21 protein-coding genes are annotated in these 24760 nt (G+C 72.3%); 17 read left to right on the top strand and 4 right to left on the bottom strand.

Annotated elements, in window-relative coordinates; translation table 11 throughout:
* Positions 1-52: 52 nt before the first annotated feature.
* Both malQ and SRB17_RS02080 read right to left on the bottom strand, forming a co-directional pair.
* The gene (gene malQ, locus SRB17_RS02085; protein ID WP_153534076.1) at positions 53-2152 is read right to left on the bottom strand and encodes a 4-alpha-glucanotransferase; all 2100 of its coding nucleotides are present in this window, start codon (positions 2150-2152) and stop codon (positions 53-55) included.
* Positions 2153-2446: a hypothetical protein gene (locus SRB17_RS02080; protein ID WP_153534074.1), complete on the bottom strand. Its 294-nt coding sequence runs from the start codon at positions 2444-2446 to the stop codon at positions 2153-2155.
* Positions 2447-2611: 165 nt separating this feature from the next.
* Between SRB17_RS02080 and SRB17_RS02075 the strand changes: the two genes are divergently transcribed.
* The 3 genes from SRB17_RS02075 to SRB17_RS02065 are packed head-to-tail and all read left to right on the top strand — an operon-like array spanning position 2612 to position 5252.
* A complete protein-coding gene (locus tag SRB17_RS02075; protein WP_153534072.1) occupies positions 2612-3145 on the top strand; it encodes a PadR family transcriptional regulator in 534 nt (177 codons plus the stop codon).
* Positions 3142-3840, top strand: a complete 699-nt coding sequence (locus tag SRB17_RS02070) for an ABC transporter ATP-binding protein (protein WP_153534070.1) — start codon at positions 3142-3144, stop codon at positions 3838-3840. Before SRB17_RS02075 ends, SRB17_RS02070 begins: the two co-directional genes overlap by 4 nt.
* Positions 3837-5252, top strand: coding sequence for an ABC transporter permease (locus SRB17_RS02065; protein ID WP_153534068.1), 1416 nt, complete (start codon positions 3837-3839; stop codon positions 5250-5252). Before SRB17_RS02070 ends, SRB17_RS02065 begins: the two co-directional genes overlap by 4 nt.
* A gap of 135 nt (positions 5253-5387) precedes the next feature.
* On the opposite strand, the gene SRB17_RS02060 is transcribed toward SRB17_RS02065, so the two are convergent.
* Complete coding sequence (locus SRB17_RS02060) at positions 5388-5924, bottom strand: HNH endonuclease (RefSeq protein ID WP_023550692.1); 537 nt, start codon at positions 5922-5924, stop codon at positions 5388-5390.
* 324 nt (positions 5925-6248) lie between these two features.
* Between SRB17_RS02060 and SRB17_RS02055 the strand changes: the two genes are divergently transcribed.
* Positions 6249-7361 (top strand): mechanosensitive ion channel family protein, encoded by a 1113-nt coding sequence (locus SRB17_RS02055; RefSeq protein WP_323374846.1) that lies wholly within the window; start codon positions 6249-6251, stop codon positions 7359-7361.
* Positions 7362-7573: 212 nt separating this feature from the next.
* Positions 7574-7921 carry a Uma2 family endonuclease gene (locus tag SRB17_RS02050; RefSeq protein ID WP_153534064.1) on the top strand — a complete coding sequence of 116 codons (348 nt, stop codon included), beginning with the start codon at positions 7574-7576 and terminating at the stop codon, positions 7919-7921.
* Here the strand turns inward: SRB17_RS02050 and SRB17_RS02045 are convergent.
* Entirely contained in the window at positions 7911-8504 is a 594-nt protein-coding gene (locus SRB17_RS02045) for a hypothetical protein (protein ID WP_323374845.1), read from the bottom strand. The two genes, SRB17_RS02050 and SRB17_RS02045, sit on opposite strands and share 11 nt — an antisense overlap.
* Positions 8505-8720: 216 nt before the next feature.
* Here SRB17_RS02045 and SRB17_RS02040 point away from each other — a divergent pair, with 216 nt between their 5' ends.
* From SRB17_RS02040 to SRB17_RS01985, 12 genes are all read left to right on the top strand, one after another.
* Entirely contained in the window at positions 8721-9932 is a 1212-nt protein-coding gene (locus tag SRB17_RS02040; protein ID WP_153534062.1) for an ROK family transcriptional regulator, read from the top strand.
* A 48-nt stretch (positions 9933-9980) separates the two neighbouring features.
* Positions 9981-11324 carry an ABC transporter substrate-binding protein gene (locus SRB17_RS02035; protein WP_194293876.1) on the top strand — a complete coding sequence of 448 codons (1344 nt, stop codon included), beginning with the start codon at positions 9981-9983 and terminating at the stop codon, positions 11322-11324.
* A 3-nt stretch (positions 11325-11327) separates the two neighbouring features.
* Positions 11328-12269, top strand: a complete 942-nt coding sequence (locus SRB17_RS02030) for a carbohydrate ABC transporter permease (RefSeq protein WP_153534060.1) — start codon at positions 11328-11330, stop codon at positions 12267-12269.
* Positions 12270-12271: 2 nt separating this feature from the next.
* A complete protein-coding gene (locus SRB17_RS02025) occupies positions 12272-13168 on the top strand; it encodes a carbohydrate ABC transporter permease (protein ID WP_153534058.1) in 897 nt (298 codons plus the stop codon).
* A 7-nt stretch (positions 13169-13175) separates the two neighbouring features.
* Complete coding sequence (locus SRB17_RS02020; RefSeq protein WP_153534056.1) at positions 13176-14441, top strand: 6-phospho-beta-glucosidase; 1266 nt, start codon at positions 13176-13178, stop codon at positions 14439-14441.
* Complete coding sequence (locus SRB17_RS02015; RefSeq protein WP_323374844.1) at positions 14432-15415, top strand: N-acetylglucosamine kinase; 984 nt, start codon at positions 14432-14434, stop codon at positions 15413-15415. Before SRB17_RS02020 ends, SRB17_RS02015 begins: the two co-directional genes overlap by 10 nt.
* Before the next feature lie 168 nt (positions 15416-15583).
* Positions 15584-17020 (top strand): hypothetical protein, encoded by a 1437-nt coding sequence (locus tag SRB17_RS02010; RefSeq protein WP_323374843.1) that lies wholly within the window; start codon positions 15584-15586, stop codon positions 17018-17020.
* 14 nt (positions 17021-17034) lie between these two features.
* On the top strand, positions 17035-18069 hold the full coding sequence (locus SRB17_RS02005; RefSeq protein WP_153534054.1) for a glutamate ABC transporter substrate-binding protein: 1035 nt from the start codon (positions 17035-17037) through the stop codon (positions 18067-18069).
* 41 nt (positions 18070-18110) lie between these two features.
* On the top strand, positions 18111-19385 hold the full coding sequence (locus SRB17_RS02000) for a hypothetical protein (RefSeq protein WP_153534052.1): 1275 nt from the start codon (positions 18111-18113) through the stop codon (positions 19383-19385).
* Positions 19382-21862, top strand: coding sequence for a serine/threonine-protein kinase (locus SRB17_RS01995; protein ID WP_153534050.1), 2481 nt, complete (start codon positions 19382-19384; stop codon positions 21860-21862). Before SRB17_RS02000 ends, SRB17_RS01995 begins: the two co-directional genes overlap by 4 nt.
* A gap of 3 nt (positions 21863-21865) precedes the next feature.
* Positions 21866-23287, top strand: a complete 1422-nt coding sequence (locus tag SRB17_RS01990; RefSeq protein WP_153534048.1) for a PP2C family serine/threonine-protein phosphatase — start codon at positions 21866-21868, stop codon at positions 23285-23287.
* A gap of 100 nt (positions 23288-23387) precedes the next feature.
* Positions 23388-24728: a vWA domain-containing protein gene (locus SRB17_RS01985; RefSeq protein ID WP_153534046.1), complete on the top strand. Its 1341-nt coding sequence runs from the start codon at positions 23388-23390 to the stop codon at positions 24726-24728.
* Positions 24729-24760 lie beyond the last annotated feature (32 nt).

The following is a 24760-nucleotide window of genomic DNA, read 5'->3' as shown; positions in this document are numbered from 1 at the left end:
AAGTTAGCGAACCACCCGGAAGGGCGCGCGCCCGGGGTCCCGTACCGGGGGTTCACACGCCCTTGGCCTGCTCGAACACATGGAGTAGTGCCCGCAGTCGCGGGGAGGCCGTCAGTTCCTCCAGCGGCACGGGCCGGCCGTCGCGGTCCGCGATCGGCAGCCGCCAGTTCGGGTACTGGTCCCAGGTCCCCGGGAGATTCTGCGGGCGGCGGTCGCCGACACCGTCCGGGAGCCAGACGCCGATCAGCCGGGCCGGGGTGCGCAGCAGGAAGCGGTGGACGGCGCGGATCTCCTCCTCCTCGTCGCTGCCGGGCGGTCCGGCGGCCGCCAGGTCCAGCAGGCCGAGGCTGCCCAGCAGGGCGAGCCACTCGGCGGTGTCGGCGACGGCCTCGGCGCGTTCCTCGGTCGCCGGGCGGGTGAGCAGGCCCAGCCGGTCGCGCAGGTCGACGTGGTCGCCGGTGAGCCGGGCGGCGGTGGGCGGCAGGTCGTGGGTGGTGGCGGTGGCCAGGCAGTCGGCGCGCCAGCGCTCGGGCGGCAGCGGGCGTCCGTCGCCCTCCCAGTCTCGTTCGAACCACAGCACCGAGGTGCCGAGCACCCCGCGCCGCTGCAGCGTCTCGCGCACCCCGGGCTCGACGGTGCCGAGGTCCTCGCCGATGACGACGGCCCCGGCGCGGGTGGCCTCCAGGGCGAGGATCGCGAGCATGGCGTCGGCGTCGTAGCGGACGTAGGTCCCTCCGGTGGGCGGGCTGCCCTGGGGGACCCACCACAGCCGGAACAGGCCCATGACGTGGTCGATGCGCAGGGCGCCGGCGTAGCGGAAGAGGGCGCGCAGGAGCTCGCGGTAGGGGGCGTAGGCGGTGGCGGTGAGCCGGTCGGGGCGCCAGGGCGGCAGGCCCCAGTCCTGGCCGCGGGCGTTGAAGGCGTCGGGCGGGGCGCCGACGGACATGCCTGCGGCGAACACATCCTGCTGGGCCCAGGCGTCGGCGCCGACGGGGTGCACGCCGACGGCGAGGTCGTGCACGATCCCGACGGGCATGCCTGCCTCGCGGGCGGCGCGCTGGGCGGCACGCAGCTGGCCGTCGGTGAGCCAGGCGAGGCGGGCGTGGAACTCCACCCGGTCGGCGAGGCCGGCGCGGGCGCGCGCGGTCTCGGCCGAGCGGGGGTCCCGCAGGGCCGACGGCCACTGCCGCCAGTCGCAGCCGTGGATCTCGGCGAGGGCGTACCAGGTGGCGTGGTCGTCGAGGGCCTGGCCGTGGGCGGCGCGGAAGTCGTCGTAGGCGGCCCGGCGGCCGGGGCCGAGGGGGACGGCCAGGACCAGGTCCAGCGCCTCGCGCTTGACCTCCCACACCGCGTCCCGGTCGATGAGGGCGCCCTTGTCGAGGACGGCGGCGCGCAGCCGTTCGGCCCGCTCCAGCAGGCCGCTCAGCCGCTCGCGGTCCGGGGCGTACGCGTACTCGGGGATGTCCTCGATCCGCAGATGCACCGGGTCGGGGAAGCGGCGGGAGGACGGGCGGTACGGGGAGGGGTCGGTGGGGGCGCCGGGCACGGCCGCGTGCAGCGGGTTGACCTGGACGAATCCGGCGCCGGCGGTGCGTCCGGCCCAGCCGGCCAGCTCGGCGAGGTCGCCGAGGTCTCCCATGCCCCAGGAGCGGCGGGAGAGCAGGGAGTACAGCTGGACGAGGAGGCCGTACGAGCGGCCGGGCGGGGCGGGCAGCCGGTCGGGGGCGACGACGAGGTGCGCGTGGCCGGTGCGGCCGTCGGGTGCGAGGGCGGTCACCCGGTGCACGCCGAGCGGCAGGTCCGCGGTGGTGTCCCGGTCCTCCCCCGCCTCGGTCTCGACGCGCAGGCGGGTACCGGGCGGCAGTGCGGCGAGGGCGGCGGGGCCCTGCGGGTCGCCGGCCCAGTGCACGAGCGTCGGCGGCAGCAGGCGCTCGCGCAGCTCGCGTTCACGGGCGGCGAGGGCGGTGCGTACGGCGGCGGGCCCGGCCGCGTCGACGCCGAGGGCGGCCAGGGCGGCGACCACGGCGGAGGCGGGGACCGGGACGTCGCGGCCCGGGGCGGGGCTGTATGAGGTGGCGACCCCGTGCAGCCCGGCGAGCCGGGCCAGGTCCTCGTCCGCGAGGTCCGCAGGGTCCTCGAACGCCGCGGTCATCTACGGCCTCGCGCCGGAGCCGCCGGACTCGTACGAGCCCGCGCCGTAGGTGTCGGACTCGTACGAGCCCGCGCCGAAGGCGTCCGACTCGCTGGTCAGCGGGGTGGCCTCGGCGAGCGGCGGCTCGCTGGTCAGGGGCTCGGCGTCGGGCAGGGGCGGCTCGCTGGTCAGCGGGGCCTGGGCGCAGGCGCTCTCCGCGCTGAACACGCACAGCGCGGCGTCGCCGGTCGGGGCGGACGGGGCCGCCCCGCGTTTCCACTGGGCCGGGATCGGGAGTCGAGCCGGTGCGACCACGGGGGTCTCCTTCGGGTGACGGTCGGATGCTGCGGTTTTGAACGGATTACGGCAGGCCTACCCCGTGTCGGCGTCCGCACTCCCGAGAGCCACTCGAACACACCTCCACGCCGATCCACTGATCACTATTCACTCAGTACATGTATCGAGTGCATAATGATCGCCATGAGCACCCGCCACATCCTTCTGGGTCTGCTCGCGGCAGGGCCGAGCCATGGCTACGACCTGAAGCGACGCCACGACGAACGCTTCCCGCAGGCCCGTCCGCTGGCCTACGGGCAGGTCTACACGACCCTGCAGCGCCTGGTCCGGGACGGCCTCGCGGAGGTGGAGGGCACCGACGCGGACGGCGGTCCGGAGCGCACGCTGTACCGCTCGACGGACGCCGGTGCGGGCGAACTGGCCCGCTGGGCACAGGAGATCGCCCCGCCGGCGCCCTTCGTGGCGAACGAGATCTTCGCCAAGGTCGTCGTGTCGATTCTGGCCGACGGCGACCCGGCCGCCTATCTGCGTGCCCAGCGGGCCGCGCACATGGAGCGGATGCGGCAGCTCACGGCCGTCAAGACCGACAGCAACGCCGATCTGGCGACCGTGCTGTCGGCCGACTACGCCCTCAACCACCTCGACGCCGACCTCCGCTGGATGAACACCACGGCGGCCCGGCTGACCATTCTGACCGCGGAGGTCGACGGAGCATGACCCACCAGGGGGACACCTCGGCCCCGGTTCTCACGGGCCGGGGCATCGTCAAGGACCACGGCAGGACGCCGGCGCTGCGCGGCGCCTCCGCCGACCTGCACGCCGGCGAGATCCTCGCCGTGACGGGGCCCAGCGGCAGCGGCAAGTCCACGTTGCTGCACTGCCTCGCGGGCATCGTCCGCCCGGACGCGGGCTCGGTGGTCTACGCCGGGCAGCGGCTGGACCGGCTCCCGGAGAAGCGGCTGAGCGAGCTGCGCCGCACCGACTTCGGCGTGGTCTTCCAGTTCGGGCAGCTGATCCCGGAGCTGACCGCCGTGGACAACGTGGCGCTGCCGCTGATGCTGGCGGGCGCCGGCCGCGCCGAGGCCCGGGAGCGGGCCGGTACGTGGCTGGAGCGGTTCGGGGTGCGCGGGCAGGAGGCGTTGCGGCCCGGCGAGATGAGCGGCGGCCAGACGCAGCGGGTCGCCCTGGCCCGGGCGCTGGTGACCGGGCCCGGGGTGGTCTTCGCCGACGAGCCGACGGGCGCGCTGGACTCGCTGGCGACCGAGCAGGTGATGACGGCCCTGGTCCACACGGCCCGCGAGTCGGGCGCGGCGGTGCTGCTGGTCACGCACGACGCCCAGGTGGCGGCGTACGCGGACCGCGAGGTGCGGCTGAGCGACGGCGCCGTGGTGCCGGCGGAGGTGACGGCATGACGGCATGGACTCTCCCCGGAAGGACGGCAGAGGCACGCCCCGGGACCCGCGCCGGTGTGTCGGTCGACGCCCGGCTGGCCTGGCGGCTGGTCCGGGGCTCGGACCGGCGGGAGTGGTGGCGGCTCGGGCTGACGGCGGCCGGGGCCGCGCTCGCCACCGGGTTCGCGCTCGCGGCCGTCGCGCTGGCCTCGCTGCACGGCCAGTACCAGGTGTCCTTCGGCCACGGCCTGCTGAACCAGCCGGGCGAGCGCTCGGGGGCGGTCTTCGGCCTGCTGCTCCTGCTGGTGCCGGTGCTGGGGTTCCTCGGGCAGTGCGCGCGGATCGGCGCCGTGCACCGCGACCGGCGGCTGGCCGGGCTACGGCTGGCGGGCGCCGGCCCGGCGCAGGTGCGCCGGATCGCCGCGCTGGAGACGGGGGCGGCCTGTCTGCTGGGCTCGGTCCTCGCCACCGCCGTCTGCGTCGCCGTCCTGCTGGGCGTGTGGAGCAGCCCGACCTCCTGGGCCTGGGCCGGGACCGTGCTGGTCCTGCTGGGGGTGCCGGTGCTGGGCGCGGTGGCGGGCGCGCTGGCGCTGCGCCGGGTGGTGGCCTCGCCGCTGGGCTGGGTGCGCCGGGTACGGCCGAGCAGCGGGCGCGGTCCGGGGCTGCTGTTCGTCGCCGGTGTGCTGCTGGTGCTGCTGCCGGCGCTGTGGGCCGTGACGAACACCTCCGGCACCGACCGCGGCCAGGCGCCGCTGATGGTGTTCGCACTGGTCATCGCGGTCGGCGCGGGCACGGTGTGGCTGGCCGGGGGCACGGCCGGGGCGGTCGGGCGACTGCTGGCGGCACGGGCCCGCGGTGCGGCGACGCTGATCGCGGCGGAGCGGCTGCGCGACGACCCCTGGGCGGCGGCCCGCACCCACGCGGCGGTGCTGCTGGTCACCGTCGTCGGCACGGGCTTCGCCGGGGTCCGGCGGACGCTGCTGGCCGACCTGCGCCGGGCGAGCCTCGACCACTCGCTCGGCACGGACATGGCCTTCTACACGACGGGCATCGATCTGACCGCCGTCGCGATCCTCGTCGCCCTCCTGATCACCCTCTCCGGTCTCGCCGTCGGCACCGCCGAGTCGGTGGCGAACCGCCGTCGGGGCCTGGCCGCACAGATCGCCTCCGGGGTCCCCTGGGCGGTGCTCGGCCGGGCGCTGCTGCTGGAGACGGCGCTGCCGCTGGCCCCGGCGGTCGTGCTGGCGGGCGCGGGCGGCACGGCGATCGGCCTCTGGTACGCCTCGCTGACCCAGGGCCGGCCCACCCTGGGCGTGCCGTACACCGCGCTGCTGGTGCCGGTGGGCGTGTACGCCTGCTGCCTGCTCGCGGCGGCCGCCTCGCTGCCCCTGCTGCGCCGTTCGGCACGCCCGGGGGAACTGCGGTACGCGTGAGCCTCGAGGCTCCGGGGGAACTGCGGTACGCGTGAGCCTCAAGGCTCCGGGGGCACGGGGGGCTCCCGGAGCCGGTTCGCGCCCTTGCCTCGCCTGCGCGAGGTCCCGGCGGGTACGCGAAGGCCCGGATCGCCGTCAGGCAGAAATGCCGTCGATCCGGGCCAGGGCATCGTCCGCGCCGTACGGCTGCAAGTAGGGCAGCCAGCGCGGATCCCTATGCCCGGTGCCGATGATGCGCCAGGCCAGCCCGGTCGGCGGAGCCGGTTTGTGCCGCAGACGCCACCCCAGTTCGACGAGGTGACGGTCGGCCTTCACGTGGTTGCAGCGGCGGCAGGAGGCCACCACGTTGTCCCAGACGTGCTTGCCCCCGCGACTGCGCGGGATGACGTGGTCGACGCTGGTTGCGACGCCACCGCAGTACATGCACCGGCCCCCGTCGCGCGCGAACAGCGCACGTCGGGTGAGAGGAACGGGCCCCCTATAGGGAACCCGGACGAATCGCTTGAGCCGGACCACGCTGGGTGCGGGGACTGTGACGGTTGCGCTGTGCATAAAGGCGCCGGATTCCTCGAGGGAGACAGCCTTGTTCTCCAGGACGAGGATGAGCGCGCGGCGGAGCGGTACGACGCCGAGCGGCTCGTACGACGCGTTGAGAACCAGGACATGCGGCACGGGTGCCTCCTTGGGCGTCGGCGGCGCGTGGCTCGCGCCGGGACGATCTGCAGTCAGTCTCCCCTCATGCCTGGTGGAAGCGCCACCATGTCCCGGTAACGGGCTGGGAGTGTTTTCGACCACACCCCATTCATCCCCCGGATCATGACCAGTTCAAGCCAGGGTGAGTCCCGTCTCTCCTGTGCCCCTCCTTGGCAGATCCGCGCGAGGCACACACAATGCCCCGTTAGTGTGGTGGCCCTGTCCGTCCGGTGACCTTTCCGTGACCTTGAAGACCTTGACCGCCCGCCGGCACGGACCGCGCAGCACCTGGAGGTATCTGCCGTGTCGTCCTTGCCCGCCGTCCTGCTGGCCGCCGGTGCGTCGCCGACGCCGTCCCCCTCCCCCTCCGGCTCGACGGAGCCGGCCGTGCCGTCGCTCCAGGACGCCCAGGAGAGCGCGACGAACGCGGCGAGCTGGGTCGAGCAGAACTGGTCGACATGGCTCGCGATGGGGCTGCAGATCCTGCTGATCCTGGTGGTCGCGGTCGCGCTGCGCGCGATGGTGCGGCGGGCGATCACCAAGCTGATCGACCGCATGGGCCGCACCGCCGAGGCCGTGAACGGCACGGCGCTGGGCGGTCTGCTGGTCAACGCCGAGCGGCGCCGGCAGCGCTCGCAGGCGATCGGCTCGGTGCTGCGGTCGGTGGCGAGCTTCCTGATCCTCGGTACGGCCGCGCTGATGGTGCTGTCCACCTTCAAGATCAACCTGGCGCCGCTGCTGGCGTCGGCCGGTGTGGCCGGTGTGGCGATCGGTTTCGGCGCCCGGAACCTGGTCACCGACTTCCTCTCCGGCGTGTTCATGATCCTGGAGGACCAGTACGGCGTCGGTGACGTGATCGACGCGGGCGTGGCCACCGGCGAGGTGATCGAGGTCGGGCTGCGCGTGACCAAGCTGCGGGGCGCCGACGGCGAGATCTGGTACGTCCGCAACGGTGAGGTCAAGCGCATCGGTAACCTCTCGCAGGGCTGGGCGACGGCGGGGGTCGACGTGACGGTGCGGGCGAGCGAGGACCTGGACCGGGTCAAGGCCACGCTGGACGACGTCGCCGAGCACCTGAGCAAGGAGGAGCCCTGGAACGAGCTGCTGTGGGGCCCGGTCGAGGTCCTCGGCCTGGACTCGGTCCTGATCGACTCCATGGTGGTGCGGGTCTCGGCGAAGACCATGCCGGGCAAGGCGCTGACGGTCGAACGCGAGCTGCGCTGGCGGATCAAGCGGGCGTTCGACGCGGCGCACATCCGCATCGTGGGCGGCGCGACGTCGGTCGAGGACGCGGAGGACACCCCGGACCCGGCGGCCTCGGTGGCGGCCCCGTCGGTGTACTCCAACGCGGACTCCGCGCAGGCGAAGGCGACGGCACCGATCGCTCCGCAGCCTCCTGCGGCTCCGGGCAAGTAGCCGGGCGACGACCGGGCAACGAGGGGAACGGTTCCAGCACACTCGTTCGAGTGAACAGGCGGGGCATTCCGGCGCGCGGTGCGCGTGGGGTGCCCCATCGTTCTGCCCATGAGCACCGATTCCGGTCGGCAGAAGTCCCGCTCGTCGGCACGGGCAACGGATACCGGTTCACCGACAGGCCCGGGACCACGACAGCGCTGATCATCCCCGACGTGTACGCATGGCACCTAAGGGCGACCAGTGCCGACGAATCGCACTTCGCGACCCACCCGGGCTGGTACCCCGCCGACATGCTCAAGCTGGTCGGCGAGGTCACCTCCACCAACCACGAGACCGACACCGGCCCCAAGTTCCGCACCTACGCCGCCGTGGGAGTCCCGATCTACGTCCTGGTCAACCGCCACTCCAAGACGGCCCACTGCTACACGGACCCTGTCCTCCCCGGCGACGACCCCACCGAGGCCTACTACGACACCGACACCAAGGTCAGCCTCGGCGAACCACTCCCCCTCCCGGAGCCGTACCCCACCCTCGACACCGCCCCCTTCGTCACCGACTGACCAGCCGCGCTATCTGACACAGCGCGACGAACGCACTCGTCCTGCGCAGGCCTGAGCCGCTCGTCAGGTTGCCGTCGGTGTGGATCTCCATGTGGGCCTCTCCCGAGGAGTCGTCGAAGGTCACCGTGCCCCTGACGGAGCGCCGGCCCCGGAACGGGCGCCAGCGGAAGTGGAGTTCCTCGCCGTTCAGCACATCCCACGCCCGCTCCGACGTGCACAGGTCGGCCCTCAGGCGCGCGGCGCGGTCGGGCGGAAACGTGTGCCTCTGGGTGGCGGCCAGCACCTCGGCCGTGAGCGGTATGCCGGTGCCGCGGGCCCGGCGGACCAGGGCGCCGTACAGGTAGAGGGCGACGGGGAAGCAGATGAACGCGCAGATGGCGGGCTCCAGGCTGACGTCGGCGACCGCCGACCAGGACAGCCCGTCGTCCGCGGCGTCCAACATGCTCAGCGTGATCATCAGCGGCAGGAAGTCGGCCATCGTGGCCGTCCACAGCTTCCACAGGAGTCTTCGGTCGGGCACCTTCACCATCCGCTCGTCAACGGCCGGGCCACTCACCCGGACAAGCGGATCAAAGATCAGCACGCTGTGAAGCGGATGTACAGCCCTGCCCTTTGAGATAACGACTCCGTCTCCTCGGCGCCGTTGTCTATTGACGCCCCCTTCGTCCTGGGCTTACGTTCCTCCCACCCCAATAGGAAAGTTTCCTAACAATGATCTCCGGACGGCCAGTGATCAAGACTGGACGTTCCCGCCAGGTCATTGAGAAGCTGGGCGGCTGGAAAGGCAGGTGTCGACGCCATGGCAGGAACCGCCGGTACGCCGGGCACCCCGCGCGTGCTGCGCGCCATGAACGACCGTGCCGCCCTGGACCTCCTGCTGGAGCACGGTCCGCTGTCGCGCACCCGGATCGGGAAGCTCACCGGCCTGTCCAAGCCCACCGCCTCGCAACTGCTGGCCCGCCTGGAGGCGGCCGGACTGGTCCGGGTCACCGGCACCAGCGAGGGCCGGCCCGGCCCCAACGCCCAGCTGTACGCCGTCAACCCCACGGCCGCGCACGCCGCCGGGCTCGATGTCACCCCCACCCGCATCCGCGCCGCCGTCGCCGACATCACCGGCCGGACGGTGGGGGAGTACGAGCTGCCCACCCCCGGGCGGCGGCCCGCACAGCCCGTCGTCCAGCAGGCCACGGAGGCGCTCGACGGGGCCGTCAAGGCCGCCGGGCTCGCCCGGTCCGATGTGCACCGGCTGGTCATCGGCACCCCGGGCGCCTTCGACCCCACCACCGGGCGGCTGCGCTACGCCTCCCACCTCCCCGGCTGGCACTCCCCCACCCTGCTCGACGAGCTCGCGGCCGCCCTGCCGATGCCGGTGGAGTACGAGAACGACGTCAACCTCGTCGCCCTCGCCGAACAGCGGCTCGGGGCGGCCAAGGGCCACGCGGACTTCGTGCTGCTGTGGAACCAGGAAGGCCTCGGCGCCGCCCTGGTCCTCGGCGGCCGGCTGCACCGCGGCTGGACCGGCGGCGCCGGCGAGGTCGGCTTCCTGCCGGTACCCGGCACGCCCCTGGTGCGGCAGGTGACCAAGGCCAACAGCGGCGGCTACCAGGAGCTGGCCGGCTCCCAGGCCGTACCGAAGCTGGCCCGGGAACTCGGCATCCCGGATGTGCCGTCGGGGTCGTACACCGAGGTCGCCGCCGAGCTCGTGGCCCGGGGCGCCGATCACGCCTCCGGCCCCTACCGGGAGCTGCTGCGGACCTACGCGACCCGGCTCGCCACCGGTCTCGCCTCGCTCGTCTCCGTCCTCGACCCCGAACTCGTCGTCCTGAGCGGCTCCGCGCTGACGGCCGGCGGCGAGGGCCTGCGCGCCCTCGTCCAGGCCGAGCTGGAGGAGCTGGCCGCGGCCCGCCCCCGGCTGGTCGTCGGCGACGTCCACGAACACCCCGTTCTGCGCGGCGCGTTGGAGTCCGCGCTCGTGACCACCCGCGACGAGGTCTTCGACACCTCGCGCTGACCCCCGGCAGCACCCTCCTCCGTCCACCCGCCCCAGGGAGACCTCGCCATGCCCGACGTCATACCTTCAGTTGCCCGAAAGACGGCTTTTGTCCTGACCGCGTCGCTGGCTCTGCTCACCACCGCCTGCACCGGCCAGTCCAACTCGGGCGCCACGGACGACGCCTCGAAGGACACCACCATCAACTTCTGGCACGCCTGGAGCGCGCCGAACGAGGTGAAGGCCGTCACATCCCTGGTCGCCGGCTTCGAGAAGGCGCACCCCAACATCCATGTGAACGTCGTCGGCAACATGACGGACGACAAGATCAACCAGGCGCTGCGGTCGGGCGGCGACAAGGCGCCGGACGTGATCTCCTCGTTCACCACCAACAATGTGGGCAAGTTCTGTTCCTCGGGCGCGCTGGTCGACCTCAACCCCTTCTTCAAGAAGTCCGGGATCGACCCCGAGAAGACGTTCCCGAAGCCCATGAACGAGTACACCCAGTTCGACGGCAACCGCTGCACGGTGCCGCTTCTCGGTGACGCGTACGGGCTCTACTACAACAAGACGGCGTTCGAGAAGGCCGGTATCGCGAATCCGCCGAAGACCTGGTCCGAGTTCGAGGCCGACGCCAAGAAGCTGACCATCACCGACGGGGACTCCTACAAGCAGCTCGGATTCATGCCGGACTACCACGGCTGGGAGTCCACCACCGAGCACTACTTCGCCCAGTTCTCGCCGACGTACTTCGACAAGGACGGCAAGTCGGACCTCGCCAAGGACCCGGCTTTCGAGAAGGGCTTCGCACTCCAGAAGCGGCTCGTGGACGAACTCGGCGGATTCCAGAAGCTGGAGAAGTTCCGGGCGACGCTGGGTGACGAGTGGGGCCCCAAGCACCCCTTCCACACCGGTCAGGTCGCCATGCAGCTCGACGGCGAGTGGCGGCTCGGGATGGCCGAGCAGGCCAAGCCGAAGTTCGAGATCGGAGTGGCCCCGCTGCCCGTGCCCGACGAGCAGGTCGCGCAGTACGGCAAGGGCTACATCACCGGCACCGTCGCGGGCATCGCCGCCACCAGCCACAAGCAGAACGCGGCCTGGGAATTCGTCAAGTACATCACGACGGACACGAACGCCGTGGTCGGATTCGCCGACGACATCCACAACGTGCCGTCCACGCTGGCCGCGCTGAAATCCCCGAAGCTGACGTACGACCCTCGCTTCAAGACGTTTCTCGACATCGCCGCCGACCCGAACTCGGCCACGACTCCCGCCTCCATCAACGGCGGCCAGTACCTGGTGACGATCCAGCAGTTCGGGTACGACTACGAAAGCGGCAAGGTCACCGATCTGAAGGCCGGGCTGAAGAAGACGGCCGCGCAGATCGACACGGACATCGCGCAGGCGAAGTAGCCGATGAGTACGGTCACTCTGGCGTCGAAGCGCCGCCGCGCGGCGCTTCGCACCGTCGCCTTCATGTCGCCCTGGCTGATCGGCTTCGCGGTCTTCTTCGCGTATCCGCTGATCTCGACGGTCTATTTCTCCTTCATGCACTACGACGGCTTCAGGCCGCCGACGTGGAGCGGAGGGAAGAACTGGCGTTACGTCTTCGAGCACTACCCTCTCTTCTGGCCGGCCCTGCGCAACACGCTGTGGCTGGTGCTGGTGATGGTGACGCTCCGGGTCGTCTTCGGGCTCGGCATCGGACTGCTCATCACCAAGATCAAGGCGGGCACGGGGGTCTTCCGCACCCTGTTCTACCTGCCGTACCTGGCCCCGCCGGTCGCCGCGACCATGGCCTTCGCCTTCCTGCTCAACCCCGGCACGGGCCCGGTCAACTCGATCCTGCAGAAGGTGGGCATCCCGGCGCCGGGCTGGTTCAACGACCCCGCCTGGTCCAAGCCGGCCCTGACCCTGCTGGCGCTGTGGGGCATCGGCGACCTCATGGTCATCTTCATGGCCGCGCTGCTGGACGTGCCGACCGAGCAGTACGAGGCGGCCGAGCTGGACGGGGCCTCGGCCTGGCAGCGCTTCCGGTACGTCACCCTGCCGAACATCTCCCCGATCGTGATGTTCGCGGTCGTCACCGGCGTGATCCAGACCATGCAGTACTACACCCAGCCGCTGATCGCCGGGAAGGTCGCCTCCGGGGTGATCCAGGGCGCGGGCACCCAGTTCGAGCCCGGCTACCCGGACAAGTCCACCCTCACCCTCCCCCAGCTCGTCTACAACCTCGGCTTCCAGCGCTTCGACTACGGCTCGGCCTGCGTGGTGGCGCTGGTGCTGTTCGCCCTGTCGATGGTGTTCACCGGGTTCCTGATGCGGCGCCGGGGCGGTCTCATCCAGGCAGGTGACTGACCATGACCCAAGTACTGGACCAGCCGGTGAAGCCGGCACCCCCGGTCGTGTCCGTGGCCGAGCGCGCGGCCCGGCGCAGGGCGCTGTTCGAGTGGATCGCGGTCCACTCCCTCGGTGTCGCCGCCGCGCTGTTCTTCACCCTTCCCTTCGTGTTCGTGTTCCTGACCTCGCTGATGAGCGACACCCAGGCGCTCAGCCGCGATCTGATCCCGCACACCTGGGAGTGGGGCAACTACCAGAAGGTCTTCGACACGCCCGGCTTCCTGACCTGGTGGAAGAACACGCTGATCTACGCCGGCCTGGGCACCGTGCTCACCGTCGTCACCTCGATCCCGGTGGCGTACGCGCTCGCCAAGTTCCGCTTCCGGGGCCGCAATCTGTCGCTGATGCTGGTGATCTCGATGATGATGCTGCCGCCACAGGTGATCATCATCCCGATGTACCTGTTCTGGGCGAAGCAGCTGGACCTGTCCGGCACGCTGTGGCCGCTGATCATCCCGATGGCGTTCGGCGACGCGTTCTCCATCTTCCTGCTGCGCCAGTTCCTGATGACGATCCCGAACGAGTACCTGGACGCGGCGCGGGTGGACGGCTGCGGAGACCTCAGGACGCTGCTGAAGGTCGTCCTGCCCATGGCCAGGCCGGGCATCGCCGCCGTCGCACTCTTCCAGTTCTTCTACGCCTGGAACGACTACTTCGGCCCGCAGATCTACGCGTCCGAGAACCCCGGCGCGTGGACGCTGAGTTACGGCCTGGAGTCCTTCAAGGGCGCCCACCACACCGACTGGAACCTCACGATGGCCGCGACCGTGCTGGTCATGGCCCCCGTGATCCTCGTGTTCTTCTTCGCCCAGAAGGCGTTCGTCGAGGGCGTCACGCTCACCGGAGTGAAGGGTTAACCCATACATGAAGCTCACCGTGGTCGGCGGCGGCTCGACCTACACCCCCGAACTCATCGACGGCTTCGCACGCCTGAGGGACACCCTGCCGGTCGAGGAACTCGTCCTCGTGGATCCGGCGGCGGAGCGCCTGGAACTGGTGGGCGGGCTGGCCCGGCGGATCTTCGCCAAACAGGGTCACCCCGGCCGGATCGTCACCACCGCCGACCTGGACGCCGGCGTCGACGGCGCCGACGCCGTGCTGCTCCAACTGCGCGTCGGCGGCCAGGCGGCCCGCGAGCAGGACGAGACCTGGCCGCTGGAGTGCGGCTGCGTCGGCCAGGAGACCACCGGCGCGGGCGGCCTGGCCAAGGCGCTGCGCACGGTCCCGGTCGTCCTCGACATCGCCGAACGCGTCCGCCGTGCCAACCCGCGCGCGTGGATCATCGACTTCACCAACCCGGTCGGCATCGTCACCCGCGCCCTGCTCCAGGCCGGGCACCGGGCGGTCGGCCTGTGCAACGTGGCGATCGGCTTCCAGCGGAAGTTCGCGGGGCTGCTGGGCGTGGCCCCGGCCGACGTCCATCTCGCCCACGTCGGGCTCAACCACCTCACCTGGGAGACGGCGGTACGGCTGGGCGGCCCCGAGGGCGAGAACGTCCTGCCCAAGCTGCTGGCCGAGCACGGCGACACCGTCGCCGACGACCTGCACCTCCCGCGCCCCCTCCTGGACCGCCTCGGCGTGGTCCCCTCCTACTACCTGCGCTACTACTACGCCCACGACGAGGTCGTACGCGAACTGCGGACCAAGCCGTCCCGGGCCGCGGAAGTGGCCGCCATGGAGCGGGAGTTGCTGACGATGTACGGCGACCCGGCCCTGGACGAGAAACCGGCGCTGCTCGCCAGGCGCGGCGGCGCCTACTACTCGGAGGCGGCCGTGGACCTGGCGGCGGCGCTGCTGGGCGGGGGCGGCAGCCCCTACCAGGTGGTGAACGCCTTCAACAAGGGCACACTGCCCTTCCTCCCCGACGACGCGGTGATCGAGGTGCAGGCGGCGGTCGGGCCGGCCGGCCCGGTCCCGCTGCCGGTGCCGGAGCCGGACCCCCTGTTCTCCGGGCTGATCGCGAACGTGACGGCGTACGAGGACCTGGCCCTGGAGGCGGCGCTGCGCGGCGGCCGCGACCGCGTCTTCCGCGCCCTGCTCGCCCATCCGCTGATCGGCCAGTACACGTACGCCGACGCCCTCACCGACCAGCTGATCGCACACAACCGGGAGCACCTCGCGTGGGCCTGACCTCACCTCTTCCCGCAGGGGTTCTCGCCATCGACGCCGGCAACAGCAAGACCGACGTGGCCGTGGTCACCGCCGCCGGGGAGGTACTGGCCACGGCCCGCGGCGGTGGTTTCCGGCCGCCCGCGGTGGGGGTTGCGGCGGCGCTGGACGCGCTGGCCGACCCGGTGGGGCGCGCCTTCGCGGACGCGGGTGTCACGTCCGTCTCGCACGTCTCGGCGTGTCTCGCCAACGCCGATCTCCCCGTCGAGGAGGAGCAGTTGGCGACCGCGCTCCGGGCGCGCGGCTGGGGCGCGTCGGTGGAGGTGCGCAACGACACCTTCGCGATCCTGAGGGCGGGCGTAGCCGAGCCGCGCGGGGTGGCCGTGGTGTGCGGGGCGGGCATCAACTGCGTCGGGATGCGCCCCGACGGCCGTACCGCGCGCTTTCCCGCCATCGGCCGTATCTCCGGTGACTGGGGCGGGGGCTGGGGCCTGGCGGAGGAGGCGCTGTGGTTCGCGGCCCGCGCGGAGGACGGCCGCGGCGAGCCGACGGCGCTCGCTCGCACCCTGCCCGGCCACTTCGGCCTGCCGACGATGTACGCGCTGATCGAGGCACTCCACCTGGAGCACGTCGGCCACGACCGCCGGCACGAGCTGACCCCGGTGCTCTTCGCGACGGCCGCCGAGGGCGACGCGGTGGCCCGCTCGATCGTCGACCGGCTCGCGGAGGAGGTCGCGGTGATGGCCACGGTGGCGCTGACCCGCCTGGACCTGCTCGACGAGGAGACGCCGGTCCTGCTGGGCGGCAGCGTCCTGACCGCCGGTCACGCCCTGCTCGACGACGGCATCCGCGACCTGCTGACCGCCCGCGCCCCCAAGGCCGACGTCCACGTGGTCACGGCGAGCCCGGTCCTGGGCGCGGCCCTGCTGGGCCTGGACCGACTGGGCGCGGCCCCGGAGGCAGGGGAACGGGCGCGGGGTCACTGGGAAGGGTGAGCGGGGGTACTGCGAGAGGTAGCCGACCCGGGGGAACCGAACAGTTGCACACGGCGTATTCATGAGCAGCGCACACTGCGATCCGATCAAGATCCAGTGAAGGCCGGTGCGGATGTCGGTCCGGGCGGCGATACTTGGCGGCGAACGGATGACCCTGGGGGAGGTCGAGTGACACACCCGCCGAAGAGCACAGCAGCGCCGCCACCGGCGGGCCCCGGCATGGCCGCCGCCCCCGGCATCCCGCGTCAGCCCGCCCATCCCGCCCCCGCCGGCCCGCCCGCGCCGTCCGCCCGGCGCACCGCCTTCGCCGAGGGCGTCGACCGGCTGCGGGGCGCGGCGACCACCGAGCCGGGCCGGCTGCGGCTCATCGGGGCCGTACTGGCGCTGCTGGTCGTGGCGTTCGGCGCGGTCACGGCCTGGCAGGCCAGTGAGCGGGCGGCCGCCGCCGACGACGTGCTGCACCGCAGTCAGCCGCTCAGTTCCGGCGCGGCGGACATCTACCGGTCGCTGGCCGACGCCAACACGGCCGCCTCCAGCGGGTTCCTGGCCGGCGGACAGGAGACGGCCGCCTCCCGGGACCGGTACGAGAAGGACATCCGGACCGCTGCCGCCGGGCTGGTGACCGCGGCCGCGAACGCCGAGCCCGGCTCCGCCTCCGAGACGACCATCGCCCGGCTGAACAAGCTGCTGCCCGAGTACAAGGGGCTCATCGAGCGGGCGCGGACGTACAACCGGCAGGGCTACCCGGTCGGCGGCGCGTATCTGCGGTACGCCAACGAGAAGATGCAGAAGGAGATGCTCCCGGCGGCGGAGGACCTCTACACCAAGGAGAACCAGCGGCTGGCCGCCGACTACGGCGACGCCACCCCGTATCCCTGGGTCGCCATCGCGCTCGGCGTGCTCGCGCTGGCCGCGCTCGGCTGGGCCCAGCACCGCACGTACCGGCGCACCAACCGCGTCCTCAACCACGGCCTGGTCGCCGCCTCCGCCGCCACCACGATCGCCCTGCTGTGGCTGGTCGTGGGGCACGCGGTGGCCCGCTCGGAGCTGAACGGCTCCTACGACCACGGCATCCGCTCGCTGACCGTGCTGCACGACGCCCGGATCGCCTCCCTGAAGGCGCGGGGCAACGAGAACCTGAGCCTGGTGGCGCGCGGCGCCGAGACCATCACGGTCGACGGGCAGACGTACGACGCGTACTACTACGACTTCGACAAGGACATGACCACCCTCGGCAAGGGCCTGACCCAGGCCGCGAAGCTGGCCGACGACCAGGGCGGCAGCGCACCGGTGAAGTCGGCCGAGGGCAACATGGCGGTGTGGAAGCAGCGCCACACCGCGGCCCGCACCGAGGACGAGAACGGCAACTACCAGCAGGCGCTGGACAAGGTGATCGGCGCCAAGGGCGCCACCGGCGAGTGCTTCGACAGCGTCGACCGCAATCTCGCCCAGGCGATCGGGCATGAGCAGGACGAGTTCGCGCGGGCCGCCGGCGACGGCCGGGACGCCATGGCCGGGCTGCCGGTGGGCGCGGCCGTGCTCGCGGTGCTCGGCGCGGCCGGCGCGGTCTTCGGCATCGGCCGCAGGCTTTCGGAGTACCGGTGACAGGGGGCATGACGATGTACGCGGCACGTGTACGGGCCTCCCTGCGGGGCTGGGGCGGCGTCGGCGCGATGGCGGTGCTGTGCGCGCTGGCGCTGGCGTTCGTCCTGCTGCTGCCGTGCACGCAGCAGCTGCCGCAGCACCGTCCGCAGCGCACCGGTCAGGCCGTGGCCGCCGGTGTGCAGGCCCGTGCCGCGGACTGCAAGGACTCCGAGGCGCAGAACCAGACCCTGTCGCCGTCCGGCGCGGACGGCCCGACGATCGACGCGATCAAGGCCCGTACGGGCGCCAAGCGGAAGCTGATCGTCGGCGTCGACCAGAACAGCTACCACTGGGGCTACCGCAACCCCAACACCCAGGGCGCGGAGCTGGAGGGCTTCGACATCGACCTGGTGCACCGGATAGCGCAGGACATCCTCGGCGACCCGGACGCGGTGCAGTTCAAGGCGATCCCGACCAGCCAGCGGATCTCCGCGATACAGGACGGGCGGGTGGACATGGTCGTACGGACCATGACGATCACCTGCGACCGGCTGTCCCAGGTGGCGTTCTCCGCGCCCTACTTCAAGACCGGGCAGCAGGTCCTCGCACCCAAGTCGTCGTCCGTCACCGGCTACAACGGCACGCTGGCGCACAAGAGGATCTGCACGGCGGCCGGTTCGACGGCGTACACCAAGCTGGACGCCGACAAGAAGGACGGCACCCTGCCCGCCTCCACGGACATCTCCACCACCGTCCCGAACCAGCTCGACTGCCTGGTCCGGCTGCAACTCGGCGAGGTGGACGCCGTGGTGACCGACGGCGCGCTCGCCGCCAGCCAGGCCGCGCAGGACCCGACCGTCGAACTGAAGGGCGGGGCGTTCACCACCGAGTACTACGGCGTGGCGATGAAGAAGGACGCCTCCGATCTGGTACGCCGGGTCAACCGCATTCTGGTGGGCTACCGCTCCAGCGGCTGGCAGGCCTCCTACGACACGTGGCTGTCGGCGACACTGGGGAAGGACTCCAGCGCGTCCAAGCCGCCCGCGCCGCAGTATCTGCGCGCGAGTTGAGCCACATCCGACCGGGAACTTGAAGCAGCGAGAGGTGATCGATGGGCGTCACGGACCCCGCCGGGCCGGTGATGGACCGGGACGAGGTGGACCGTGCGCTGGCGCGGCTCGGCCAGGAGCACGAGGCGATCGAGACCTCGCTGCTGGCCCTGCAGGACCACGCGGGCCGCAGACTCCTCGAAGGCGCCGAGCTGACCGGTGTCACCGAGGCACGCTGGCAGGCGACGGAGGCGCGGATCACCCAGCTGTGGGGCTACTTCGACGCCTACGCGGCCGCCCTGCGCTCCGCCCGCGAGATCCGCGCCCGGCGCCGCTGGTCCAGCCGCGAGGACCTGGTGGAGCTGACCGGTCTGCTGCGCGGCGAGTCCGTCACCGTGGCCGGGAACGGGGTGCTCAGCGAGTCCTACTCGCTGTCCGCGCTGGTGGACCGGATGAACGAGCTGTACGCGACGAGCCTGGACCTGGTCGTGGCCTGCGACGCGGTGTGGTCGGCGCTGCCCGCGCGGATCGATTTACTCGCCGCGGAACTCCAGCGCACCCGCAAGCTCGCGCACTCCGTCGGCGTACGCCCCGGCGAGCACCCCGCCGGTGACGACCTGGAGCGGATCACCCGCACGCTGACCAGGCTCAGGGAAGACGTCGTCTCCGATCCGCTCGCGTTCTGGGTGCCCACGGAAGGCAGTTCGGCGCCCGGCGGCGGCCGCCCCGACACCACGGTGTACGACCGTGAGGCGCGCGCCCTGGAGGACGTGCGCCGGGAGATCGACGCCGTGCTGACGGTCCGGCAGGACGCGGAGGCGCGGCTGATCCGGCTGCGGGACGTGCTCTCGCGCGCCGACCGCACCCTCGCCGAGGCCCGCACCGCGCGCGGCGAGGTGCTGGCGAAGATCGCGGCGACCGAGGTGCCGGTGGTCAGCGGCCCGCCGACCGTGCTCCAGGAGCAGCTGGCGACGGCGGCCGAGTACCGCAGGCAGGCCCAGTGGCACCGGCTCTCCCCGCTCCTGGAGTCCCTGGAGCAGAAGGCGGAGGACGAACTGCTGCGGGCCCGTGAGTCGTTGACGGCGGTCACCGCGCCGCTCGCGGTCCGCGCCGAGCTGCGCGGCCGGCTCGACGCGTACAAGGCGAAGGTCGCCCGGCACGGACTCGCGGAGGACCCGTTCCTGGTCGAGCGGTACGACGCGGCGCGGCGGATGCTGTGGAGCGCGCCCTGCGACCTGCGGGTGGCCGAACAGGCCGTGCTGCGCTACCAGCAGCTGGCGGCGGAGCTGCTCGGCGGCGCGGGCGCGCCTCAGGACCGTAAGGGGGACCAGTCATGAGTCAGCCGGGGCAGACCTGCCAGCGGCCGGGCTGCGAGGGTGCGTACGAGGACGTCGGCGGCGGCGAGCTCTACTGCGACACCTGCGGCCTCGCCCCGGTGGTGTCGTCTGGGGGTCCCCCCTCTGGGGGAGGGATGGTCGGTTCGCAGGCGACCGGGATCACCAGGGGCGCGGCGGACAGCGGCAGCTCGCGCAGCAGCTCGCGCACGTCCTCGCAGTCGTCGAAGTCGCGCCGCTCGGTGTCCGGGCGGCTCTCGCGGTCCCTGTCGGGCCGGTCCAGCGCGCGTTCGGTGTCGGTGCGCAGCTCCGGTTCGGCGTCGGGGACGTCGACGCGTGGGCGGCTGGGCGCCGGGCTGGTGCACGTTCCGCAGGTGCCGCGGCCCGACCCGCGCGCGATGGTGCTGGAGAACCCGGAGGTGCCGGAGCGGAAGCGGTTCTGCTCGCGCTCGGACTGCGGGGCTCCGGTGGGGCGGGCGCGGGGTGACCGTCCCGGCCGTACGGAAGGTTTCTGCACCAAGTGCGGGCACCCGTACTCCTTTGTGCCGAAGCTGAAGGCCGGGGACATCGTGCACGGCCAGTACGAGGTCGTGGGCTGTCTCGCGCACGGCGGGCTCGGCTGGATCTACCTCGCCGTGGACCGGGCCGTCTCCGACCGGTGGGTGGTGCTCAAGGGCCTGCTGGACACCGGTGACCAGGACGCGATGGCCGCCGCGATCTCCGAGCGGCGCTTCCTCGCGGAGATCGAGCACGCCAACATCGTGCGGATCTACAATTTCGTGGAGCACCTGGACCAGCGCACCGGCTCCCTCGACGGCTACATCGTCATGGAGTACGTCGGCGGCAAGTCCCTGAAGGAGATCGCCAACGCCCGCCGCACACCGGACGGCAGGCGCGATCCGCTGCCGGTGGAGCAGGCCTGCGCGTACGGCATCGAGGCGCTGGAGGCCCTCGGCCACCTGCACAGCCGTAACCTCCTCTACTGCGACTTCAAGGTCGACAACGCCATCCAGACCGAGGACCAGCTCAAACTGATCGACATGGGCGCGGTGCGCCGCATGGACGACGACGAGTCGGCGATCTACGGCACGGTCGGCTACCAGGCGCCCGAGGTCGCGGAGGTCGGCCCGTCGGTGGCGAGCGACCTGTACACGGTGGGCCGTACGCTCGCGGTGCTCACGTTCGACTTCCAGGGCTACACCAACGTCTACGTGGACTCGCTGCCCGACCCGGACACCATCGACGTCTTCCGCCGCTACGAGTCCTTCTACCGGCTGCTCGTCCGCGCCACCGACCCCGACCCGGCCCGCCGGTTCGCCTCCGCGCAGGAGATGGCCGAGCAGCTGACCGGTGTGCTGCGCGAGGTCGTCTCGCTGCAGAGCGGGCAGGCGCGGCCCGCGCTGTCGACGCTGTTCGGGCCCGAAGTGAAGGTCACCGACCGCGAGTTGTTCCCCCGGCTGGAGGGGGATGTGTCCCGGCTGGGGACGCGGCCCGTGTCCAAGGCCACGCCCCCCGGCCCGGCCGCGCTCCCGCCCGCCCTCGTCAAACCCGTCGACACCCCCGCCGGCGCGCTCGCCCTGCCGGTTCCGCTGGTCGATCCGGGCGACCCCAACGCGGGTTTCCTGGCGGGTCTGATGACCTCCGCGCCGGCCGAGCTGATCGCGGCCCTGGACGCGGCGCCCGCGCAGACCGTGGAGACCCGGCTCAGGCAGGTCCGCGCCCGGCTGGAGAGCGGCGACCACCAGGCCGCGCTGATGAGCCTGGCGCAACTGGAGGAGGAGCGGCCCGACGACTGGCGGGTGGTGTGGTACCGGGGCGTGGCCGCCCTGGTCACCGGCGACTTCGAGGGCGCCGCGCTCTCCTTCGACGCCATCTACGACGCCTTCCCCGGCGAGGCCGCGCCGAAGCTGGCGCTCGGTCTGTGCGCGGAGGTGCTGGGCCAACTGGACAACGCGTCCGAGTACTACCACCTGGTGTGGGCGACCGACCCGAGTTTTGTGAGCGCCGCCTTCGGGCTCGCCCGGGTGCAGCTCGCGGCCGGCAACCGGCAGGGCGCCGTGCGCACCCTGGAGTCGGTGCCGGAGTCCTCCATCCACTACACGGCCGCCCGGGTCGCCGCCGTCCGGGCGCGGCTCAGACAGCGCACCGCGACTGCCGGTGACGTACCGTTCCTGGACGACCTGACGGCCGCCGCCGGGCAGGTCGAGGCGCTGGACGCGTACGGTCTGGACCCGGCGCGGCGCGAGCAGTTGTCGGCGGAAGTCCTCGGCTGTGCGCTGGACTGGATACTCTCCGGTGGCCAGGGCACCCCGTCCGCGGCCGGCGGTCGGGTGCTGCTGGGCAGCGGTCTGGACGAGCGGGGCCTCCGCTTCGGCCTGGAGCGCGCCTACCGCACGCTGGCCCGGCTGGCGACCGGCGGCGAGGAGAGGATCGAGCTGGTGGAACGGGCCAACCGTTACCGCCCCCGAACGTGGGTGTAGTTGATGTCGCAGATGCCCCAGCAGGCCGCACTGGCGAAGTGCCCGAGCTGCGCGGAGCCCGTCGAGCCGGGTGACCTCTTCTGCGGAGCGTGCGGGTACGACCTCTCCGTCGTACCCGCGCCGCCGCCGGACCATCCGACGCTCACCATGAGCGGCTCCGCGACCGGTTCTCCCGGGGACGGCGTGGACTGGCCCGCCCCCGAACCGGGCTCCCCGCCCGCGGTGCATCTGCCGGCGGACCTGGCCGGCACCGACTCCGGCGGCGGTGCCCTGCCCGAGCACGAGCCCGGCACGGACCCGCACGGCCACGAGCCCGGCACCGGCGACCACCACCACGGGCCCGGCGCCGGCGACCACAACCACGAGCCAGGCGCCGAGGAGGCCGCACGGCAGCCTGCCGGTTCCGGAGTGCGCTTCGACCGGCCCGCGGAGCCCGACGAGTACCCGTTGCAGGCGCCGGACCCGCGGGTGGCCGAGACCCCCGGGAACACGGCCGTGCCGGAGGAGCCCGCACAGGTGTGCGTGGCGTGCCGGACCGGCCGGGTGGACAGCGACGGCTACTGCGAGAACTGCGGGCACGCCCAGCCCCGCGAACGCGACCACATGGAGCGCGAGTCGGGCCCGGTGGCCGCCGTCAGCGACCGCGGCCTGCGCCACCACCGCAACGAGGACGCCTTCACCGTCGGCCACACCGCGCTGCCCGACGGCACCCCGGCCGCCGTCGCGATCGTCTGCGACGGCGTGTCCTCCGCGACCCGCCCCGACGACGCGTCGACGGCCGCCTCCCAGGCGGCCGGTGACGCGCTGCTGACCGCCCTGCCGCGCGGTACGCATCCGCAGACGGCCATGCACGAGGCGATCGTCGCCGCCGCCCAGGCCGTCAACGCGCTCGCCGAGGAGCCCGCCACGGCCCGCGAGCACGCCCCGCACCAGAACGCCCCGGCCTGCACGATCGTCGGCGCGGTGGTCGCCTCCGGGCTGCTGGTCGTCGGCTGGGTCGGCGACAGCCGCGTCTACTGGGTGCCGGACGACCGCAGCGCGCCCCCGGCCCGGCTGACCGAGGACGACTCCTGGGCCGCGCAGATGGTCGCCGCCGGCCTGATGAGCGAGGCCGAGGCGTACGCCGACGAGCGCGCCCACGCGATCACCGGCTGGCTCGGCGCGGACGCCTACGAACTGGAGCCGCACACCGCGTCGTTCAAGCCGGACCGGCCCGGAGTCGTGGTGGTGTGCACCGACGGCCTGTGGAACTACGCGGAGACGGCCGAGGAGATGTCCGAGGTCGTACCGTCGGACGCGGCCGCGCGCCCGCTGCACGGCGCCCGGGTGCTGGTCGGTCACGCCCTGGACGGCGGGGGCCACGACAACGTAACAGTGGCCGTCGTACCGTTCCCGGCGCCGCCGCAGGGGGCAGGATCGGCCTGAGGCCGCGGCCACGGGCCGGGGGTCACGGGTCGGAGGGGACCGGCCTGTTCACAGCCAGCACCCTGCATCGGCAGGGCGGTCAAGGGGGATTTGAGTACGCATGGCCATTTTCGCGAAGTCGCACGTGCCGCAGTTCTCGATGGACGTCTATCAGAACGAGTACCTGCCGGAGGGCGGGCGCGAGGTCAACGCGATCGTCACGGTGACCTCGACCGGCGGCGGCACGGCCGGCAGCGCCGCGGCACCGGTGTACGCGCGGGGCCAGGGCCCCTCCGCCGCCGTGGCGCTCATGGTCGACTGCTCCGGTTCGATGGACTACCCGCCGACCAAGATGCGCAACGCCCGGGACGCCACGGCCGCCGCGATCGACACCCTGCGCGACGGCACGCACTTCGCGGTGATCGGCGGCACGCACGTGGCCAAGGAGGTCTACCCGGGCGGTGGACGGCTCGCGGTCGCCGACCCCGCCACCCGCGAGCAGGCCAAGCAGGCGCTACGACGGCTCAGCGCGGGCGGCGGTACGGCCATCGGCACCTGGCTGAGACTCGCCGACCGGCTGCTGAACTCGGCGGACGTCACCATCCGGCACGGCATCCTGCTCACCGACGGCCGCAACGAACACGAGTCGCCCCAGGACCTGCGGGCGGCACTGGACGCGTGCGCCGGACGGTTCACCTGTGACGCGCGGGGCGTGGGCACCGACTGGGAAGTGAAAGAAGTCACAGGGATCGCCTCCGCGCTGCTCGGCACCGCCGACATCGTCGCCGACCCGGCCGGTCTCGCCGCCGACTTCACGCGGATGATGGAGACGGCGATGGGCAAGGAGGTCGCGGACGTCTCCCTGCGGGTGTGGACTCCGGTCGGCACGGCCATCCGCTTCGTCAAGCAAGTCGCCCCCACCGTCGAGGACTTGACCGCTCGCCGCACCGAGGCCGGGCCGCGCGCCGGGGACTACCCGACCGGATCCTGGGGCGACGAGTCCCGCGACTACCACCTGTGCGTGGAGGTCCCGGCGGCCGGCCTGGGCCAGGAGATGCTCGCCGCCCGGGTCTCGCTGGTCGTGCCGCAAGCGGACGGATCGGCGCAGAACCTCGGTGCGCAGGGCCTCGTACGGGCGGTGTGGACCGACGACATGACCGCCTCCACCTCGATCAACCCCCAGGTCGCCCACTACACCGGCCAGGCCGAACTGGCACAAGCCATCAAGCAGGGCCTCGATCTCCGCAAAGCGGGCGATTTCGATGGCGCAACGGCCAAACTGGGGCGTGCCGTTCAGCTCGCCAACGCCTCCGGGAACGCCGATACTGCGAAACTGCTTGCGAAGGTGGTGGACGTGGTCGACGCCGCGACAGGTACTGTGCGGTTGAAGACGAAGGTCGCGGAGGCGGATGAGATGACTCTGGAGACCCGGTCCACAAAGACTGTTCGTGTAAAGAAGTGACCCTCGAAGAAGTGACCCTGGAAGCGTAGGAG

This window comes from Streptomyces sp. RB17 (genome assembly GCF_009604455.1).
Taxonomy (GTDB): domain Bacteria; phylum Actinomycetota; class Actinomycetes; order Streptomycetales; family Streptomycetaceae; genus Streptomyces.
The sequence above is the reverse complement of the archived record's forward strand: the minus strand, read 5'-3'. Positions and strand labels throughout refer to the sequence as shown.